The organism is Barrientosiimonas humi, from assembly GCF_006716095.1.
Lineage (GTDB): Bacteria > Actinomycetota > Actinomycetes > Actinomycetales > Dermatophilaceae > Barrientosiimonas > Barrientosiimonas humi.
Genome location: NZ_VFOK01000001.1, coordinates 948,796 through 966,912, shown reverse-complemented (window position 1 = coordinate 966,912; position 18,117 = coordinate 948,796). Strand labels below are relative to the sequence as shown.

General features: G+C 74.0%; 16 protein-coding genes and 1 riboswitch. Of the genes, 7 read left to right on the top strand and 9 right to left on the bottom strand.

The window, feature by feature from the left end:
* Positions 1–17: 17 nt before the first annotated feature.
* The 3 genes from ftsL to mraZ form a co-directional block, all read right to left on the bottom strand.
* Positions 18–698, bottom strand: coding sequence for a cell division protein FtsL (gene ftsL / locus FB554_RS04550; RefSeq protein ID WP_142004857.1), 681 nt, complete (start codon positions 696–698; stop codon positions 18–20).
* Positions 695–1,675, bottom strand: a complete 981-nt coding sequence (gene rsmH / locus FB554_RS04545; protein WP_142004855.1) for a 16S rRNA (cytosine(1402)-N(4))-methyltransferase RsmH — start codon at positions 1,673–1,675, stop codon at positions 695–697. The genes ftsL and rsmH overlap by 4 nt, the downstream gene beginning before the upstream one ends.
* Before the next feature lie 226 nt (positions 1,676–1,901).
* Positions 1,902–2,333 (bottom strand): division/cell wall cluster transcriptional repressor MraZ, encoded by a 432-nt coding sequence (gene mraZ, locus FB554_RS04540; protein ID WP_142004854.1) that lies wholly within the window; start codon positions 2,331–2,333, stop codon positions 1,902–1,904.
* A gap of 421 nt (positions 2,334–2,754) precedes the next feature.
* On the opposite strand from mraZ, the gene FB554_RS04535 reads away from it, so the two are divergent.
* The 3 genes from FB554_RS04535 to FB554_RS04525 are packed head-to-tail and all read left to right on the top strand — an operon-like array spanning position 2,755 to position 7,361.
* Complete coding sequence (locus FB554_RS04535) at positions 2,755–3,750, top strand: AAA family ATPase (protein ID WP_142004852.1); 996 nt, start codon at positions 2,755–2,757, stop codon at positions 3,748–3,750.
* 3 nt (positions 3,751–3,753) lie between these two features.
* Entirely contained in the window at positions 3,754–5,016 is a 1,263-nt protein-coding gene (locus tag FB554_RS04530) for a DUF58 domain-containing protein (RefSeq protein WP_142004850.1), read from the top strand.
* Positions 5,016–7,361, top strand: a complete 2,346-nt coding sequence (locus FB554_RS04525) for a transglutaminase TgpA family protein (protein ID WP_142004848.1) — start codon at positions 5,016–5,018, stop codon at positions 7,359–7,361. The genes FB554_RS04530 and FB554_RS04525 overlap by 1 nt, the downstream gene beginning before the upstream one ends.
* 196 nt (positions 7,362–7,557) lie before the next feature.
* Here FB554_RS04525 and FB554_RS04520 read toward each other — a convergent pair whose 3' ends face one another.
* The 6 genes from FB554_RS04520 to FB554_RS04495 all read right to left on the bottom strand — a co-directional run bounded on the left by FB554_RS04520 (position 7,558) and on the right by FB554_RS04495 (position 13,605).
* Positions 7,558–9,033: an RNA polymerase sigma factor gene (locus FB554_RS04520; RefSeq protein WP_420809461.1), complete on the bottom strand. Its 1,476-nt coding sequence runs from the start codon at positions 9,031–9,033 to the stop codon at positions 7,558–7,560.
* A gap of 248 nt (positions 9,034–9,281) precedes the next feature.
* A complete protein-coding gene (locus tag FB554_RS04515) occupies positions 9,282–9,656 on the bottom strand; it encodes a universal stress protein (protein WP_142004844.1) in 375 nt (124 codons plus the stop codon).
* 58 nt (positions 9,657–9,714) lie between these two features.
* On the bottom strand, positions 9,715–10,902 hold the full coding sequence (gene metX / locus FB554_RS04510) for a homoserine O-acetyltransferase MetX (protein ID WP_170206781.1): 1,188 nt from the start codon (positions 10,900–10,902) through the stop codon (positions 9,715–9,717).
* A gap of 38 nt (positions 10,903–10,940) precedes the next feature.
* A riboswitch (SAM riboswitch) is annotated at positions 10,941–11,049 on the bottom strand.
* A gap of 28 nt (positions 11,050–11,077) precedes the next feature.
* Positions 11,078–12,406, bottom strand: a complete 1,329-nt coding sequence (locus FB554_RS04505; RefSeq protein ID WP_142004842.1) for a DUF4192 domain-containing protein — start codon at positions 12,404–12,406, stop codon at positions 11,078–11,080.
* Between the two features lie 104 nt (positions 12,407–12,510).
* Complete coding sequence (locus tag FB554_RS04500; RefSeq protein ID WP_236022266.1) at positions 12,511–12,846, bottom strand: YkvA family protein; 336 nt, start codon at positions 12,844–12,846, stop codon at positions 12,511–12,513.
* 57 nt (positions 12,847–12,903) lie between these two features.
* Positions 12,904–13,605 (bottom strand): EcsC family protein, encoded by a 702-nt coding sequence (locus FB554_RS04495; RefSeq protein ID WP_142004840.1) that lies wholly within the window; start codon positions 13,603–13,605, stop codon positions 12,904–12,906.
* A gap of 89 nt (positions 13,606–13,694) precedes the next feature.
* On the opposite strand from FB554_RS04495, the gene FB554_RS04490 reads away from it, so the two are divergent.
* The 4 genes from FB554_RS04490 to FB554_RS04475 are packed head-to-tail and all read left to right on the top strand — an operon-like array spanning position 13,695 to position 18,110.
* Positions 13,695–14,582: a sulfurtransferase gene (locus FB554_RS04490; RefSeq protein WP_142004838.1), complete on the top strand. Its 888-nt coding sequence runs from the start codon at positions 13,695–13,697 to the stop codon at positions 14,580–14,582.
* Positions 14,579–15,145, top strand: a complete 567-nt coding sequence (locus FB554_RS04485; RefSeq protein WP_142004837.1) for a SufE family protein — start codon at positions 14,579–14,581, stop codon at positions 15,143–15,145. The genes FB554_RS04490 and FB554_RS04485 overlap by 4 nt, the downstream gene beginning before the upstream one ends.
* Positions 15,094–16,314, top strand: a complete 1,221-nt coding sequence (locus FB554_RS17295) for a hypothetical protein (RefSeq protein WP_211344530.1) — start codon at positions 15,094–15,096, stop codon at positions 16,312–16,314. Before FB554_RS04485 ends, FB554_RS17295 begins: the two co-directional genes overlap by 52 nt.
* A 35-nt stretch (positions 16,315–16,349) precedes the next feature.
* On the top strand, positions 16,350–18,110 hold the full coding sequence (locus FB554_RS04475) for a DNA polymerase (protein ID WP_170206780.1): 1,761 nt from the start codon (positions 16,350–16,352) through the stop codon (positions 18,108–18,110).
* Positions 18,111–18,117 lie beyond the last annotated feature (7 nt).

The window sequence follows — 18,117 nt, the reverse complement described above, 5'->3', positions numbered from 1 at the left end:
GCTGGCCTCGCCGCGGGTCAGTCGCGCGGGGTGGCCGAGGGTGCCGCCGACGACGGCTTCGCCTTCGGCTCGGTGCGGGGCTTCGACTGGTCGGATCGCGCGTCGTCCTTGCTCGGGGCGGCCTTGTCGTCGTTGCCGGACGCTGACGGAGCGGACGTGCTCGACGGGGCCGCGGAATCGCTCGGCTTCGGCTTCGGCGGCGTGTAGACCAGCACCCCCGAGGTCGCCGCTGCGACAGCCCGGTCGGCCACCCCGCTCGCGGGAGTGTCCGGCAGCGTGCCCACCGTAAACGGGGTCCCGGCCGCCGCCGGGCTCGCCACGCCGAGCACCTTGCGGTCGGACGCGCGGACGTAGGCGACCTGCCCCGCGGGCACCATGCCCATCTCCTGCGCCTTGAGGGCGACCTGCTGCGGCGCGCTCACGCTGGAGATGTCGCTGCGCAGCTGCTCCTCGTTGTCGGTGAGGGTCGTCGAGCTCTGCTGCAGGGCCCCGAGCGCGAACGACTGCTCGGCGCGCGCGGTGTTCAGCAGCAGCAGCGCGAGCAGGCCGGCGCCGAGCAGCATCGCGCACAGGATCGAGAACCCGGTGCTGCTGCGGCGCACCTCCTCGCCGGTGACCACGCGCAGCCGCGGCTGGGTCGCGCGCTGCTGCGGCAGACGGACGGGGGCGGTGCGAGCGGTGGCAGTGGCGTTGCTCATGGCCGGGGCTCCTCCGTGGCTCGGATGCGTTCGGCCGCGCGCAGCCGGGCAGGCGTCGCGCGCGGGTTGGTCTCGGTCTCGGTCGGGTCTGCGGTCTCGGCGCCGCGGGTCAGCAGCCGCAGGTAGGGCGCGTGCTCGGGCAGCTCGACCGGCAGGTCGGGCGGCGTGGTCGAGCGCGCCCCGGCGGCGAGCGCCTGCTTGGTGATGCGGTCCTCGAGCGAGTGGTAGGACAGCACCGCGATGCGGCCACCGACCCCGAGCGCCGCGATCGCCGCGGGCAGCGCCGCGCGCCAGGCGTCGAGCTCGCCGTTGACCTCGATGCGCAGCGCCTGGAAGGTGCGCTTGCCGGGGTGGCCGCCGGTGCGCTGCGACGCGGCCGGGATCGCCCGGCGCAGCAGCTCGACGAGGTCGGCGGAACGCTCGAACGGCAGCTGCTCGCGGCGAGCCACGACCTCGCGGGCGATGCGGCGGGCGAACCGCTCCTCGCCGTACTCCCGCAGCACCCGCTCCAGCTCGCGCTCGTCGTAGGTGTTGAGCACGTCGGCGGCGGTGCGGCCGGCGTCCTGGCTCATCCGCATGTCGAGCGGGGCGTCCTGGGCGTAGGCGAAGCCGCGGTCTGCCTCGTCCAGCTGCAGCGAGGACACCCCGAGGTCGAACAGCACGGCCGCCACGGTGGGCACGCCCTCGTCGGCGAGCACCTCACCGATCTCGTCGTAGACGGCCCGCACGCCGGTGAACCGGTCGCCGAACGGCGCCAGCCGCTCCCCCGCGAGGCTCAGCGCCTGCGGGTCGCGGTCGATGCCGATGACCCGGGCCGCCGGGCAGGCGGCGAGCAGCGCCTCGGCGTGCCCGCCCATCCCGAGCGTGGCGTCGACCAGCACCGCGCCCGGCGCCTCGAGGGCGGGAGCCAGCAGCTCGACGATGCGCTCGCGCAGCACGGGGGTGTGCCGTGCTGCCGTGCGCTCCGCGTCGGACATGCGCTCCTCCTCTCCTCGGTCGTACGTCGGTGGTGCCTGGTGATGGGTGGTGGCCGGTGGTGGTCGGCCGGCTCGGCCGTCAGGTCTCCCTCCGCTCCGGCCCCTCCGGCGCCGGGGAAGTGACGCCGGTCGCGGGTGGAGCGGGTGGAGACCTCACGGTCGAGCGGGGTGCTCGGGTCGGTCGGGTGGTGGTCGGTGGGTCGGCTGGTCGGGATCGGTCAGCGGCTCACAGCAGCCCGGGGATCACTTCCTCGGACTGCTCGGAGAAGGCCTCCTCGGTGTCGGCCAGGTAGGCCTCCCACGCGGCGGTCGCCCAGACCTCGACGCGGGACCCGGCGCCGATGACCGTGCACTCGCGGTCGAGCCCGGCGTACTCCCGCAGGACGGCGGGGATGGTGACCCGGCCCTGCTTGTCGGGGATCTCGTCGGAGGCGGCCGAGAGGAACACGCGCTGGAAGTCACGCACCCCGCGGGCGGTGACCGGCGACTTGTTCATCTCGCCGGTGATCCGCTCGAACTCGGCCATGGAGAACACGTAGAGGCAGCGCTCCTGACCACGGGTGACGACCAGGCCGCCGGCCAGGTCCTTGCGGAACTTCGCCGGGAGGAAGAGGCGCCCCTTGTCGTCCAGCCGTGGGTGGTGGGTGCCGAGGAACATCGACGACCACCTCCCGGGAGACCAGGGTCAGCACCACCACCAACCGATGTCCCCCACCATACTCCACTTCACCCCACGACACGCCTCCGCGGGGCGGTTTCGGCGGACTTTTTCGCTGCCGAACCGCGGCGTCTGTGCAGGTCAGCGGCCTGTGGGTGCGCGGTGGAGCGCAGTGGGGAGGATCCTCCGCCGTAGCGCCGGCCAGGCCGCCCCCGACCCCGCCGTACGCCCTCGCCGGGCCCGCCAGAGCCCGTCACCACCGGCTCGGTGGAGGGAAGTGGGGAACCGGGTGGCGCGGGGTGGCGAAGGGGCGTGCCGCACCGGCTCCGGCCCCCGCCCCGAGACGAGCATCACCTCGTGCGCGCAACGAGAAGAGGCCTTGTTGATGCAGCACACAGGCGCATCGGGCAGGATCGTGCTCATGCATCAAGGCGCCCCGACGAACGTGGCCACCCCTCCGTCCGAATCCGCCCTCGGGGAGCTGCGCAAGGTCGCGGGCGACATCCACCAGGCGGTGTCCTCGGTCATCGAGGGCAAGAGCGACGTCGTGCGCACCGCCGTGACCGTGCTGCTCGCCGAGGGGCACCTGCTCATCGAGGACATCCCGGGCGTCGGCAAGACCATGCTCGCCAAGGCGCTGGCCCGCTCGATCGACAGCCCCATGCGCCGCATCCAGTTCACGCCCGACCTGCTGCCGAGCGACATCACCGGCGTGAGCGTGTTCAACCAGGACACCCGCACGTTCGAGTTCCGGCCCGGCGCGATCTTCGCCAACATCGTGGTCGGCGACGAGATCAACCGCGCCTCGCCCAAGACCCAGTCGGCGCTGCTGGAGTGCATGGAGGAGGGCCAGGTCACCGTCGACGGCACGACCTACACGCTGCGCCGGCCGTTCATGGTGATGGCCACCCAGAACCCCATCGAGATGGAGGGCACCTTCCCGCTCCCCGAGGCGCAGCGCGACCGGTTCATGGCCCGCATCTCCATGGGCTACCCCACCGGCCCGGCCGAGCTGGCGATGCTCGACACGCACGGCGCCACCTCGCCGCTGGACACGCTGCGCCCGGTCACCGACGGCGCCACCGTGCAGCGGCTCGCCGACCACGTGCAGTCGCTGCACGCGAGCCCCGGGCTGCGGCAGTACATCGTCGACATCGCCGCGGCCACCCGCACCACCTCGATGCTGCGGCTCGGCGCCTCGCCGCGCGCGGCGCTGCAGCTGCTGCGGGCCTCCCGGGCGCACGCCGCCCTCGAGGGCCGCGACCACGTCATCCCCGAGGACGTCGTGGCGCTGGTGCCGGCGGTGCTGGCGCACCGGTTGCTGCCCAGCGCCGAGACCCAGGTCGCGCACCGCACGACCACCGACGTGCTGCACGACCTGATGCGCCGGGTCCCGGTCCCCTCCGCGGCGCGGTGAGCCGTGGCCGGAGCCAAGAGATTCCGCACCCTCACCGGGCGCGGGCGCGCACTGCTCGCCTGCGGCGTCGTGCTGGTCCTCGCCGGTGTGCTGCTGGGCTTCCCTGACCTCACCCGCATCGGCGTGCTGCTCATGGCGCTGCCGCTGGTCGCCCGCCTGATCGCCCGTCGCCGCCCGCCGCAGCTGTCGGTCGAGCGGCACGTGGTGCCGACCCGGCTGCAGCCCGACGAGCGCGCCGACGTGGCCGTCGACTTCGTCAACCTCGGGTCGCGCAGCACCACCCTCTACACCGCCGAGGAGCAGGTCGACTTCGTCCTCGGCGACCGACCCCGCTTCCTGCTCCCCCGGCTCGAGCCGGGCGCCCGCCGGCGCCTGACGTACGCCATCCGCAGCCAGGTGCGCGGGCGGCACCGCCTCGGGCCGATCGCGCTGCAGCAGCAGGACCCGTTCGGCCTGACCCACGTCGACCTGATGGTCCGCTCCGAGAGCGAGGTGGTCGTGCTGCCGCGCGTGGTGCCGCTGGGCGCCGGGCAGCCGGCCGGGTCGGGCATGGGCATCGAGGGCGAGACGCCGCAGATGGTCGCCCTGCACGGCGAGGACGACGTCAGCATCCGCGCCTACCGCGACGGCGACGACCTGCGCAAGGTGCACTGGCCGGCGACCGCGCACCGCGGCGAGCTGATGGTGCGCCAGGAGGACCGCCCGGCCCGCCGCTCGGCGGTGCTGCTGCTGGACTCGCGCGAGAGCGGGCACTCCCCCGGCAGCTACTCGGGAACCTTCGAGTGGGCCGTGAGCGCTGTTGCTTCCGTGGCCACTCACCTGGGCCGGTTCGGCTACACCCTGCACCTCGCGACCCGCGAGACGCTCGCCGCCGGGGAGCTCGACACCGACCTCGACCCCGCCAGCGTCCTCGAGCAGCTCGCCGTCGCCGAGCGCGGCAGCGACGAGGAGCACGAGCGCCTCGTGCAGGCCGCGCAGGACCTGACCGAGCGCACCGGCGGGCTCGTCGCCGTCGTGACCTCGGTCGACGACCTGTCGATGCCGACCCTCGCGGCGCTGCGCCGCCCCGGCACCGGCGCGCAGGCGATGGTCATCGACCCCGACGCGTTCCAGCAGGGCGCGGCCGAGGTCGGCGAGGTCACCCTCGGTCACCAGGCGCTGCTGCACCGCGCCGGCTGGCGGGCGGTCCCGGTCGGCGGGCAGACCAGCATCCCCGAGGCGTGGCAGCTGCTCACCGCCTCCGGCCGGCCGGGGGTGCTCACGTGATGACCCGCGCCCGGGTCGTCCCCGGACTCCTCGCCGCGCTCGGCACGCTCGTGGCCAGCTGGCCGCTCACCACCCTGCTCGACGACGGCAGCTGGGTGCGGCCGGTCCTGCTGCTGCTGCTCCTGCAGGCCGCGATCGGCATGGCCGGGCGCTACGCCGGCTGGCGCACCTGGGCCACCGCGACCGTGCAGGTCGTCACCGTCGTGCTCGCGGTGCTGGCCCTGCACGTCGGCGACACGCTCGTCCCGACCGCCTGGGACGAGCTGCCGTTCGCGGTCAACGACCTGCTGCTCGACGCGCGCGAGACGCTCACGACGTACTCCGCGCCCGCGCCGCTGTCGCCGGGCGTGCTGTTCGTGCTGAGCCTGACCCTGCCGCTGGTCGGCGTCGTCGTCGACGTGCTCGCCGCCGGGCTGCGCATGCCCGCGGCCGCGGGGCTGCCGCTGCTCGGCATCTTCCTGTTCTCCACGTCCAACTCCGGCGAGGCCCTCAACCCGGTCTACTTCCTGGCGCTCGCGGTCGTCTGGCTCGTGCTGCTGCTGCAGCAGGGCATGAACCAGGTGAGCACCTGGTCCTCCACCGAGGCGTTCGCGCGCACCCCCGAGCGGCAGGAGGACCGGCTCGGCCTCGGCGCCTTCTCGGCCACCGCGCGCTGGATGGGCCTGGTGACGCTCGTCATCGCCCTCGCCCTGCCGGCCGTGATCCCGCACCTGCCGCCGCGCTATCTCGCCGACGGACTGGCCCAGCGCACCGGGTCCAGCGACGTCGCCTCGGTCGGCTTCACCGACACCCTGGACCTGTCGACCGACCTCAACAGCGACAACCAGACGCCGATCCTCACCTATGCCACCACCGACTCCAACCCGCCGCCGCTGAAGGTGCTCACGCTCTCGTCGTACGCCGGTGGCCAGTGGGTGCGCGAGGACCCCCCGCGCACGGTGACCGGGCGGGACAACGCCCGGATGCCCGACCCGATCGGCATGGACTCCGAGACCCCGCGCCGGCTCGAGCGGATCAACGTGGTCGGCAACGGCCTGACGCAGCCCTACATCGCCTCGCCGTGGCCGGTCGAGCAGGCCAACATGCAGGGCAGCCCGTGGTACTACGACCCCGCCGGGGTCCAGCCGCGGGTGCGCGAGCGCACGTCGGCGTACAGCACCACCTACAAGGTGCTCGCCGACGACGCCCGCCCCGGCGACGGCCCGGTGATCTCCCAGGTCGACCCGCTCACGCTGCGCACCGACCCGCGGGCGACGGCTCAGATCACCGCGGCCAACGCCGCGGCGCTCGAGGGCGTCGACGACAACGACACGTTCGGCAAGGCCGTCGCGATGCAGGACTGGCTGCGCGACCCGTCCCGGTTCACCTACTCGCTGCAGCTGGCGCCCACGCAGAACGGCCCCGACGGTCAGCCCTACGACCCGCTGAGCAACTTCCTGGTCACCCGCCGCGGGTACTGCACCCAGTTCTCCACCGCGATGATCATGATGGCCCGCGCCGAGGGGATCCCGGCGCGGATGGCGGTCGGCTTCCTGCCGGGCTCCCCGGCCGAGAACGGCAACCTGCAGGTGCGGGCGGCCGACGCGCACTCCTGGCCCGAGCTGTACTTCCCCGGCATGGGCTGGACCCGGTTCGAGCCGACCCCCGGCGTGCGCTCGGGCGAGGTGCCGGCGTACACGCTGCCGCAGGCCGACGAGGCCGCCACCCGCGCGACCCGCACCACCGCCCAGCCGAGCGAGAGCAGCGCCGCCCCGCAGACCAGCGCCGCGCCCACCGCGTCGCCGTCGGCCGCGCCGCAGGCCGCCGGTGAGGGCCGCGACTGGTTCCCGGTGTGGCTGCGCTGGCTGCTGCTCGCCGTCATCCTCGGCGGCGCCGGCGCGATGGTGCTGCCGCTCGCCGCGCGCTGGCGGCGCGACCAGGACCTGCGCGCCGCGGCCGAGCCGCGCGACCACGTCGAGGCCGAGTGGAGCGCGCTGGAGTCGCGGCTGCACGACCTCGGCATCGACTCCCCCGGCGAGCGCAGCCCGCGCCAGCTGGAGAAGCACTACCGTCAGCGCGCGCCGCTGGAGGCCGAGGGCAAGGAGGCGCTGCACCGCGCGGTGCAGACGCTCGAGCGCGCCCGCTACGCCTCCCCCGCCGGCGAGCCGCCGACCCTGCAGCAGGACGCCGACCGGATCGTGCGCGAGGTGCGCGAGCAGTCCTCGCTGCCCACCCGGGTCTCGGCCGTGGCGTTCCCGGCGACGGGCCGGCGGGCCCTGGCCGAGGGCGTACGTCGGGTGGCGGGTGCCCCCGGCCGCGCGGCGCGCCGCGGCTACGACCGGCTCGCCCAGCGCCGCAGGGGGTAGCGCCGCCCGCACGCCCTCGCGGTCCACCGCCGAACCGTGCGCCCCACCGCACCCCCCGGCGGTCCACCGCCGAAGCGTGACCGGCCCGCGTGCCCGCACGCCCGCGCGGACCAGCCGAGACGAGACGAGCCCGGCCCGGACCCATCACGGGTCCGGGCCGGGCTCGGGCTCGGGCGGCGAGACGCCGCGGGAGCGCTCAGTCGAGGTAGTCGCGCAGCACCTGGGAGCGGCTCGGGTGGCGCAGCTTGCTCATCGTCTTGGACTCGATCTGGCGGATCCGCTCGCGGGTCACGCCGTAGACCTTGCCGATCTCGTCGAGCGTCTTCGGCTGGCCGTCGGTGAGGCCGAACCGCATCGAGACGACGCCGGCCTCGCGCTCGGACAGGGTGTCCAGCACCGAGTGCAGCTGCTCCTGCAGCAGCGTGAAGCTCACGGCGTCGGCCGGGACGACGGCCTCGGAGTCCTCGATGAGGTCACCGAACTCGCTGTCGCCGTCCTCGCCGAGCGGGGTGTGCAGGGAGATGGGCTCGCGGCCGTACTTCTGGACCTCGACGACCTTCTCGGGCGTCATGTCCAGCTCCTTGGCGAGCTCCTCGGGCGTGGGCTCGCGGCCGAGGTCCTGCAGCATCTGCCGCTGCACGCGGGCGAGCTTGTTGATGACCTCGACCATGTGCACCGGGATGCGGATGGTGCGGGCCTGGTCGGCCATCGCGCGGGTGATCGCCTGCCGGATCCACCAGGTGGCGTAGGTCGAGAACTTGTAGCCCTTGGTGTAGTCGAACTTCTCGACCGCGCGGATCAGACCGAGGTTGCCCTCCTGGATCAGGTCGAGGAAGAGCATGCCGCGGCCGGTGTAGCGCTTGGCCAGCGAGACGACCAGACGCAGGTTGGCCTCGAGCAGGTGGTTCTTGGCCTTCTTGCCGTCCTGGGCGATCCACCACAGCTCGCGCTTGAGCTTCATCTCGATCTTCTCGCCGGAGTTGAGCTTCTCCTCGGCGAACAGACCGGCCTCGATGCGCTTGGCGAGGTCGACCTCCTGCTCGGCGTTGAGCAGGGCGACCTTGCCGATCTGCTTGAGGTAGTCCTTGACCGGGTCGGTGGTGGCACCGGCGGTGACGACCTGCTGGGCGGGGGCGTCGTCGTCGTCGTCCTGGCGGATGACGAAGCCGCCGGCCTCGTCGGTGCTGCCCTCGGGGGCCGGCTGCGCGGGGGTCTCGCCCTCGGCGACCTCGACCTCCTCGACGACCTCGGTCGTCTCGGTGGCCTCGTCGGCCTTGGCCGGGGAGCTCTTGGCGGCCTTCTTGGCGGTGGTCTTGGCCGCGGCCGTCTTGCTCGTCGCGGCGGTCTTCTTGGCGGCGCTCTTGGGCGCGGCCGACTTCGCGGCGGTCTTGGTGGTCGCGGACTTCGCGGTGTCGGCCTTCTTGCCGTCGACCGGCTTCGCGGCGGACTTGGCGCTCTTGGCCGGGGTCGCCTTGGCGGTCTTGGACGCCGCACGCTTGGTGGTGCTCTTGGTCGTCGAGGCCGGGGCCTTGGCCGACACGGTGCGCTTGGTCGACGTCGCAGGCACGGCCCGTCGGCCGTCGCCGGCGTCGCTGTCGGCAGGGGGGTTCGACGCTGAAGTCACGAGCAACCTTCCGTCACGGGGCGGCGCCGTCTGGGCACCACGAGACACCGCCGGTCGGCGGCGCCCGAGTTGTTGGGGGTGGAGCGGGCCTCGCGGTCTGGGATCAATGTTCGCCTGATCGGGGACCTGATGAACGCTGATCTCCTGAACGCTCCACGACCATTATAAAACGACGCACGGGACGTTCTTTCCAACCGCCCACGCCGTGGCGTTGTTCCACCGTCTCCGGCGGCGGGTCGGGCGGCCCCCGAGCCCGACGTACGCCGGTGCCGGCTCGCCCCTCGGCGGCACCTCGGTCAGTCGGCGGCGTCGGCCTTGACCGCGAGCACCGGGCAGGCGGCGTCGAGCAGGATGCGCTGGGCGTTGGAGCCGAGGATCAGCTTGCCGACCGGGGTGCGCCGGCGCAGCCCGATGACGATGAGGTCGACGCCCTCCTTCTCGGAGACCGCGATGATGTCTTCGGCCGGGTCCTTCTTGTGCTCGATGGGGCGGCGCTCGACCTGCACGCCGGACTGCTCGGCCTCGGCGACGACGGCGTCGAGCTCGGACGACTGGCCGCCGCCGGAGTCCAGCACGATGAGCTGGGTGGACATCCGCCGCGCCTCGTCGACGGCGCGGGTCAGGGCGGCGCGCCCCTCGGCGGTCGGGACGAATCCCACGAGCACGGTCATCTCGAGCCTCCTGCGCTGCGGCGTCTCCGGGGCGTCGGCGCCACCGGTGCGGCTGACGCTACCCGACGCGGCGGTGGTGGCGGGAGGCCAATCGGGCGAGCTGGCCGGAGACGAGATCGGCGACCTGGTCGACCTCGACGAGGAACCCGTCGTGGCCGTGCGCCGACTCGATGACGGCGGCCGGACGGCGCCCGTGCGCGGCGGCCAGCTGCTGGGAGAGCTCCAGCGGGAAGAGCCGGTCGCTGTCGACCCCGGCCACCACGAGGTCGCCGGTGTAGCGGCGCAGCACCTTGGCGATGCCGCCGCGCCCGCGGCCGATGTCGTGGGTCGCCATCGCGCGGGTGAGCGTGACGTAGCTCCCGGCGTCGAACCGGGCGGACAGCTTGCGGGCGTGGTGGTCCAGGTAGCTCTCGACCGCGAACCGCCCGCCGCGCATCGGGTCCTCCCCCGGCTGCGGCGAGCGCCCGAAGCGCTCCTCGAGCTCCGGCGCGCTGCGGTAGGTCGTGTGGGCGATGCGGCGCGCGAGCCCGAGGCCCTGGTCGGGCGAGACGCCGCTGCGGTGGTAGTCGCCGCCCCGCCAGTCGGGGTCCTGCTCGATGGCCAGCGTCTGCGCCTGGCCCCAGGCGATCTGGTCGGCCGTCGCGGCGCCGCACGCGGCGACGACGGCGGCGGCGCGGGTGCGGTCGGGATAGGTCGCGACCCACTCGGCCGCGCGCATCCCGCCCATCGAGCCGCCGATGACCAGCGCCCAGGCGGGGATGCCGAGCAGGTCGGCGACCAGCGCCTCGACCCGGACCTGGTCGCGGATCGTGACCTCGGGGAACCGCGAGCCCCACGGCTGCCCGTCGGCGGCCTCGGTGGCGGGCCCGGTGGTGCCGCGGCAGCCGCCCAGCACGTTGGTGGCCACGACGAACCAGCGGTCGGTGTCGATGGCGGCGCCGGGTCCGACGAGCCCGGGCCACCAGCCAGCCGTCGGCTGCCCCGGACCGGGTGGGCCGACGACGTGGGTGTCGCCGGTGAGGGCGTGCTCGACCAGGACCGCGTTGCTGCCGTCGGGGGCGAGCGTGCCCCAGGTCTGGACCGCCACGACCACGTCGGGCAGCAGCCCCCCGGTCTCCAGCGGCACCGAACCCACGCGCAGCCCGAACGCGTCGGGGTTGGTGCCCGCACCGAGCGGGACCCAGCACTCCGGGCGGCGGCCGTAGGCCGGGCGCGTCAGCGGGCGGTGTCGGTCCTGCAGCGTCATCGGCCTCGCTCCCGGTCAGGGGGCTCGCACCTGTCGCTGCCCCGCGCTTGTCGACGGCGTCGCCGACCTTGTCCTCACCCGGGGCACCCCACCGCGGTGGAGGGTTGCCGCTCAGCCAGCCGGGGCTTGTCGCTGAGACTCTTGACGCGACCGACGCTAGCACCGGGCCGAGCGGTCAGACCGCCGCCTCTCGCGTCGTGGGACACAGGTCGAGCGGCCGCATCCCGTGGGTCACGACCTGCATCAGCAGCCTTGCCATGCGGTAGTCGGGGTCGGCCTCCAGGGCGCGGTCGAGCGCGACCAGCGCGAGCGCTCCCCCGCCGTGCGTCCAGCACCAGTACGCCAGCAGCGTGGCCGGAGCCGGCACCATCGGCTCCGGCGCGGAGCGCACCAGCTCGCGCAGCCGCTCGGTGACGCGGGTGACCTCGGCAGGGGTGAGCACCCGGTCGTCGAACGGCACGGCGCCCGCCCGGCGGATCGCCCGCGTGAGGTCGGGGAACAGGCCGGGCACCGTCATCGGCGTCATCGCCAGCCAGCCCATCAGGTGGTCGCGCAGGTTCCGCTCGCGCAGCGTCATCAGCACCGTGCCGAGGTCGCCGACGGGCAGGTCGCGCACCCTCGGCGCGTCGAGCGAGGGGTCGAGCACCCGGGCGAGCGCCGCGGGGTAGTCGCCCCAGACGTACGGGTTGGGGCAGGCGAGCCGTCTCGCCGCCTGCGCCGACCGCTCGAGCGCGTCGAGCAGCGCTTCCCCACCGGCGGGGCCGACGTGGTCGGGGTCGAGGTCGGGATCGTCGCGATCGTCGTCGGGCTCGCCCCACTCCGCCGCCCACGCGTCGTCCCAGTCGTCGCACAGGTCGTCGTCGGCCGTGGCCTCGGCCCAGTCGGCGAAGCGGTCGTCGAGGTCGTCGAGCTCGCCCTCCTCGTGCGGGCCGAGCACGCGGGTCTGGACCCACTGCGCGACCGCGCCCGGGCGCAGCGGAGCCGGGCGCAGCGAGCGCACCAGGTCCTCGCGCTCGGCCGCGGGCGTGCGCTCCCCCAGCACGTGGTCGGCGACGGCGGGGATGCGGTCGGCGGCGGGCACCGCCTGCCACACCTCGCGCGGGCAGCGGCCGCCGCACCGGCAGTCGTCGATGCACCACTGCGCGGGCCGGTCGCCCTCGGCGGGGCGCACCAGCACGACGTGGTTGACGGGGTTCGCCGCCCGCAGCGCCTCGGCCGCCTCGTCGGCGACGGCCGCGACATCGGGGGCGGCGGAGAACACCACGACGTCGTGCCAGGCGACACCGGCGCGCTGCATCATCTGCGTGACCTGGCGCAGCAGCTCCGCGCGCTGGTCGGGCGGGGCGACGATGTCGTACCTCGCGCTGGGGCCGTAACCGTCCGGCCCGCCGCCGAGCACGACGACGGACTCGCGGGGGTGGAAGCCCAGCAGGTAGGGGACGTAGGCGACGAGCTCGCCCAGCCCGTGCAAGACGTGTCGGGGTTCGGATCTGGTCTCGGTCATGCCCCCACGGTGCTGCGACCGGACCGCCCCGTCAGGAGGGAACGCGACCCCTGTGGAAACCGGGTGACGGTCTCGCACCCCTGTGCACGGCGTACGCCGACGGGTCAGCGCAGCCGCTGGCCGCGCACCGTCCCCTTGCGCCGGGCCTCCCACGCGAGAAAGTCGTCGGTGTCCTGCACCAGCGCCGTCGCGAACCAGGCGAGCACCACCGCGTCGTCGGCGAGACCGACGACCGACAGCACCGCCTCCGGGAGCAGGTCGACCGGCGAGACGACGTAGGCCGCCGCCCCCGCCAGCGCCGCGAGGCGCAGCGGGGAGACCCCGTCGTACTCACCGTTCAACGACGCCTTCACCATGCGCGGCACCGCCGACATGCGGGTCGCGAGGCTCGGCGCACCGGGTGCGCTGGCCCGGCGTACGGCGTTGCTCAGCTCGCGCACCGCCGACCACTGGGCAGCGCGCGACCGCCGCGGGACACCTCGGCTCGGTGCCATCGCTCAGGCGCCGGCGGTCGGGAACTGCTCGCGCGCGTTGGCCGCGATCTTGTTGAGCAGCAGCAGGTCCAGACCCGCCCCGATCACGCCGCCGGCGACCGGGATGGCCTTGCCGACGCGGGCGAACGCCTTGGCGCCGACCTGGCCGATGAGCCGGAATCCGACGGCCTTGTTCACGACCATCAGCAGGGCGGGCGGCAGCTTCTGCGAGGCCATGCCGGCGAGGCGGCCGGTGGTCGCGACGCCGGCCTTGGCCAGCACGTCGTCGGCCTCGGTGCCGACCAGGGTGAGGAGCACGGCCGAGCGCAGCTCGCGGCGGTTGATGTCGTGGCCGCGCAGCTCCGCGACGGCCGCGACCATGCGGGTGGCGAGCAGGTAGAAGCCGATGACGTTGGCGGGCAGCGCGACGGGCATGGTGAACAGGCCGCCGAGCCCGGTGACGAAACCGCTGGTCGCGGCCATCTTGCGGTGGTCGGCGATCACCTCGTCGATCGCCTTGTCGCGGTTGCCGTTGTGCTTCTTCAGGGCCGCCTGGGCCACCTCGTGGGCGGAGTCGAAGGCGAGCTTGCCGTCGAAACCGGTGGCGAGCAGCCGCTCGACCAGCCCGGTGGCCATCGCGTCGACCGCGCCGCCCTCTCCGGGGTTCTTGGCGCGCGCGACCGCACGGTCGGTCTCGTCCTTCTTGTCCTTGCCGAATCCGAACATGGCCCGCATTGTGCCAGCGGTCCCGCGTCGCGGACGCTCCCCCAAAGGGTGTCCCGGGAGTGTCGGACCCGGCGGATACCGTGGTGACCATGTCAGCACCCATCGACGACAACCCGGCCTTCGCCGACTACGCCCACCCCGAGCGCCTGGTGTCGACCTCGTGGCTCGCCGACCAGCTGGCGAAGGGTGACTCCGACCTGGTGGTGCTGGAGTCCGACGAGGACGTCCTGCTCTACGACACCGGCCACATCCCGGGTGCCCGCAAGCTCGACTGGCACACCGACCTCAACGACCCCGTCGTGCGGGACTACGTCGGGGGCGAGCGGTTCGCGCAGATGATGTCCGAGCGCGGCATCGGCCGCGACACCACCGTCGTGATCTACGGCGACAAGTCCAACTGGTGGGCGGCGTACGCCCTGTGGGTCATGTCGCTGTTCGGTCACCCCGACGTGCGCCTCCTCGACGGCGGCCGCGCCGCCTGGGTCGCCGAGGACCGCGAGCTCACCCGCGAAGTCCCGCAGGTCGAGCCGGTCGACTACCCCGTGGTCGAGCGCGACGACTCCCAGATCCGGGCCATGCGCGAGGACGTGCTGCGCCACCTCGGCAAGCCGCTGGTCGACGTGCGTTCGCCCGGTGAGTTCTCCGGCGAGCTGCTGCACATGCCCGACTACCCCCAGGAGGGCTCGGTGCGCGGCGGCCACATCCCCGGGGCCAAGTCGGTGCCGTGGGCCCGCGCCGCCCAGGACGACGGCCGCTTCAAGGGCCGCGACGAGCTGGCCGCGATCTACCTCGAGGAGCAGGGCCTCGACACGGGCGACGACGTCGTCGCCTACTGCCGCATCGGCGAGCGCTCCTCGCACACCTGGTTCGTGCTCACCCACCTGCTGGGCTTCGACAAGGTCCGCAACTACGACGGCTCGTGGACCGAGTGGGGCAACTCCGTCGGTGTGCCCGTCGAGCAGGGCAAGCCGTCGTGAGCGAGGTCACCGACGACCTGCCGGCCCCGCTCGCCGAGGTCATCGACGACTTCGACGCGCTCAGCGAGCCCGACCGGCTCCAGCTGCTGCTCGAGCTCAGCGACGAGCTGCCCGACCTGCCCGAGCGCTACGCCGACGTCGAGATGGAGCAGGTGCACGAGTGCCAGTCGCCGCTGTTCCTCGCGGTCGAGCTGGAAGACGCCGCCGACGCCGCCGGTGAGGGGCCCGGCGCCGCCGAGCCGGTCGTACGCCTGTTCTTCCGGGCGCCCCCCGAGGCACCGACGACCCGTGGCTTCGCCGGCATCCTGCACACCGGTCTGGACGGGCAGCCCGTCTCGGCCGTGCTGGGCGTCCCCGACGACATCCCGTTCCGGATCGGGCTCTCGCAGGCCGTGTCTCCGTTGCGCATGCGCGGCATGGTCGCGATGCTGGCTCGGATCAAGCGTCAGATCCGCGACAAGTCCGCGGGGTCGTTAGGCTCACCTGCCCCGCCTTACGTTAGGTTTCGCGCATGTCCAAGTCTTCGAAGGCCCCCCTCGGGATCGGTGCCGCGCTCGCCCTGATCGGGCTCGTCCTGCTGGTGGTCGGGCTGATGTCCGGCGGTGGCGTCAAGCTCAACCCGTTCCAGAACGGACAGTCGATCAACGCCGAGGACGCCGGCTTCTCGGTGTTCAGCACCGAGCAGGGCGCCCGTGCCAGCTCCACCTGCACCGCCGAGCAGAACGGCAACGCCACGACGCTCGGCCGGCCCGCCTCCGACTTCTCCGTGGAGGCCGACGGCAGCACCTACTACGAGATCGCCCGCAGCACCGACGGCCTCGGCGCCGGCGCCTACACCGTCCAGTGCGACGGCAGCTCCGGCAACCTGTTCGCCGGCCCGCGCGCCGACAACATCGGTGGCGGCGCCATGCGCATGCTCGGCCTCATCCTCGGCCCGATCCTGCTGCTGGCCGGCCTCGCCCTCATCGCGTTCTCGCTGATGCGCGGCAAGAAGGCTCAGCCCGCGACGCAGGGCGGCTACGACCAGAACCAGGGTCAGTACGGCTACGCCGGCGGCGCCGGTTACGGCCAGGGCGGCTACGGCCAGCAGGGCTACGACCAGGGCCAGGGCGGCTACGGCCAGCAGGGTTACGGCCAGCAGGCCGGTCAGTCCGGATACGGCCAGGGCGGTTACGACCAGGGCCAGTCCGGCTACGGCCAGGGTGGCTACGGCCAGCAGGGTTACGACCAGGGCCAGGGCGGCTACGGCCAGCAGGGTTACGGCCAGCAGGCCGGTCAGTCCGGATACGGCCAGGGCGGTTACGACCAGGGCCAGTCCGGCTACGGCCAGTCCGGCTACGGCCAGCAGGGTTACGACCAGGGCCAGGGCTACGGCCAGCAGGGCGGTCAGTCCGGCTACGGCCAGGGCGGTTTCGACCAGGGCCAGTCCGGCTACGGCCAGCAGGGCGGCCAGTCCGGTTACGGCCAGGGCGGTTTCGACCAGGGCCAGCAGGGCAACCAGGGCGGGCTCGGCCAGGGTTACGGCCAGGGCGAGGGCACCGGGCAGTCCGGCGACCACGACGCCCCCACGCAGGCGGTCCGACCGGTCGAGGGCGGCGGCGACGACGTGCACGACCAGGCCACCCGCGCCACCCCGGTGCAGGACGACCAGAAGCCGTGGCAGCAGGGCAACAACCCGACGCAGGGTTCGTCCTGGCAGAGCAACGACGACGGCCGAGGCCAGAACAACTGACCCAGACCGAGGGAACCCCGCACCGGCGCGATCCGGTGCGGGGTTCGTCGTTGCTGGCGCTGGTGCGCGCCCCCGGCACCGAGACGTACGCCCTCGTCGAGTCCGGCGACGACGCGTCCGCTGCCTCCGACGGCGGCCCCTCCTCCCGCGTCCCGGCCGACGGCGCCGCGGCCGGGGACCCCCCGGGCGCCGGGAGGTTGCGCTTCACCGGCGACGCCGGCGCGCTGCTGCCGGTGCTCGAGGAGCTCGCGCGCAGCGCGCCCGCGACCCGCCTCGTGTGGTGGGACCGCGCCGACCTGGCGCCGCTCGCGGCCCGGGGTGCCCGGCTGCGCCGCGGGTGGGACCTGCAGGAGGTCCACCGGTTGCTCGTCGGCGGCTGGTCGGCGCGCCTGGACCAGGTGTGGGCGAGCGCGGTCGGACTCCCCCACGACGGCCTGCCCCCGGTGCCGACGGGTGACCTGTTCGACCTCGCCCCGACCGCGGACGAGGGGCTGGTGCGCGCCGACGGCTATCTCGAGCCCCAGCTGCTCACCGGTGAGCTCCCCCGGCCCGACCAGCTGAGCGCCTGGGGTGCGCTCGCGCTGCACGTCTGCCGGCACCAGGCCGCGCTGCTCGGCGAGCGCGGACCGCAGGCGGTGGCGACGGCGTACAGCGAGTCGGGGGCGGCGGTGCTGGTGACCGAGCTGGAGCAGCTGGGCCTCGGCGTCGACCGGCCGACGCTGGAGGGGCTGATCACCCGGTTCGCCGGCGAGCGGCCGCGCAGCGAGGCCGAGGCGGTGCGGCTGCGGCGGCAGCGCGACGCCGAGGTGCTGCGCCACGTGCCCGGACGCCAGGGCACCGACCTGCGCAACCCGGCGCAGGTGCTGGAGCTGCTGCGCGGCGTCGGGGTGCTGGTCGACGACACCCGATCGGGGCGGCTCGAGGCGCACCGGCACACCCACCCGGTGGTCGGTCCGCTGCTGGAGTGGCGCAAGGCCGAGCGGATCGCGACGACGTACGGCTGGGCCTGGCTCGACCGGCACGTCGGCGCCGACGACCGGCTGCGCGGGTCGTGGACGGTGTGCGACGGCGGGGCGGGGCGGATGACGGCCGGCGCCGGGCTGCACAGCCTCCCCGCCGCGCTGCGGCCGGGCATCGCGGCACCCGAGGGTCGGGTGCTGCTGCGCGCTGACCTGGGGCAGGTCGAGCCACGGGTGCTGGCGGTCGTCTCGCGCGACCCGGCGTTCGCCGAGGCGAGCCGCGCCGACGACCTCTACGCCGACGTCGCCGGGCAGCTCGGCGTCGACCGCCCCACGGCCAAGATCGCGGTGCTCGCGGCGATGTACGGCCAGACCAGCGGCCCGGCCGGCGCCGCCCTGGCGCGGATGGAGCGCACCTACCCCACCGCGATGCGCTTCCTGCAGACCGCGGCACGGCGCGGTGAGCAGGGGCAGCCGGTGCAGACGTACGGCGGGCGGGTGGTGCGCGTCGCGCACCCGACGAACGGCGAACAGGCCCGTGCGACAGGGCGATTCACGCGCAACGCGGTGGTGCAGGGCGCCGCGGCGGAGCTGTTCAAGGCGTGGGCGCTGACCGTGCGCGCGGCCCTCGCCGACCACGGCAGCGGCGCCGGGCGGATCGTGCTGATGCTGCACGACGAGCTGCTGATCGAGCTGCCCGAGCGTGACGCCGAGGGCGCGCTCGACCTGGTCGAGCAGACCCTCGCCGCGGCCGGCCGCCGCTGGTCGGGCGGGGCGCCGGTGCGGTTCGTCGTCGACGCCCGCCTGGTGCACCGCTGGTCGGAGGCCAAGGACTGACCCACCC

Bases quoted from the DNA above. Each gene is read 5' to 3' on its own strand.
- ftsL (WP_142004857.1), bottom strand. From the start codon at position 698: ATGAGCAACGCCACTGCCACCGCTCGCACCGCCCCCGTCCGTCTGCCG.
- rsmH (WP_142004855.1), bottom strand. From the start codon at position 1,675: ATGTCCGACGCGGAGCGCACGGCAGCACGGCACACCCCCGTGCTGCGC.
- mraZ (WP_142004854.1), bottom strand. From the start codon at position 2,333: ATGTTCCTCGGCACCCACCACCCACGGCTGGACGACAAGGGGCGCCTC.
- FB554_RS04535 (WP_142004852.1), top strand. From the start codon at position 2,755: ATGCATCAAGGCGCCCCGACGAACGTGGCCACCCCTCCGTCCGAATCC.
- FB554_RS04525 (WP_142004848.1), top strand. From the start codon at position 5,016: ATGACCCGCGCCCGGGTCGTCCCCGGACTCCTCGCCGCGCTCGGCACG.
- FB554_RS04515 (WP_142004844.1), bottom strand. From the start codon at position 9,656: ATGACCGTGCTCGTGGGATTCGTCCCGACCGCCGAGGGGCGCGCCGCC.
- metX (WP_170206781.1), bottom strand. From the start codon at position 10,902: ATGACGCTGCAGGACCGACACCGCCCGCTGACGCGCCCGGCCTACGGC.
- FB554_RS04505 (WP_142004842.1), bottom strand. From the start codon at position 12,406: ATGACCGAGACCAGATCCGAACCCCGACACGTCTTGCACGGGCTGGGC.
- FB554_RS04495 (WP_142004840.1), bottom strand. From the start codon at position 13,605: ATGTTCGGATTCGGCAAGGACAAGAAGGACGAGACCGACCGTGCGGTC.
- FB554_RS04490 (WP_142004838.1), top strand. From the start codon at position 13,695: ATGTCAGCACCCATCGACGACAACCCGGCCTTCGCCGACTACGCCCAC.
- FB554_RS17295 (WP_211344530.1), top strand. From the start codon at position 15,094: ATGTCCAAGTCTTCGAAGGCCCCCCTCGGGATCGGTGCCGCGCTCGCC.